Annotated in this window: 1 protein-coding gene; it reads left to right on the top strand. The window is 37.0% G+C overall.

The annotated features are described in order from the left end of the window. Positions 1-105 precede the first annotated feature (105 nt). A partial coding sequence (locus P0G09_RS16735) for a PhoU domain-containing protein (RefSeq protein ID WP_275253228.1) occupies positions 106-324 on the top strand: 219 nt, incomplete at its 3' end.

Genomic DNA, 324 nt, shown 5'->3' with positions numbered 1-324 from the left:
GAAATTTCGATAAATTCCGATAATTTTACGCCAAATTTACGTATTTTTTACATTAGACAAGTATAGTAATTTATGAATAAATGCCCCATAAAGGAGAGAGATCATATGAACGAGATTTTTAACGATGAGCTAAAAAAACTGCGTGGCCGGTTTATGGAAATGGGGATCAACACCTCCGAACAGATTTATAAGGCAACCAAAGCGTTCATTGATCGTGACGTGGTGCTAGCCAAAGAAGTCAACGAAAACGATCGGCTGATCAATGATGGCGAAACCTATCTAGAAAAACACGCCTTTAAGCTGATGAATATTCAAAGACCTAAA

The organism is Faecalibacterium sp. DFI.5.82 (genome assembly GCF_029076575.1).
Lineage (GTDB): Bacteria > Bacillota > Clostridia > Oscillospirales > Ruminococcaceae > Faecalibacterium > Faecalibacterium duncaniae.
The sequence above is the reverse complement of the archived record's forward strand: the minus strand, read 5'-3'. Positions and strand labels throughout refer to the sequence as shown.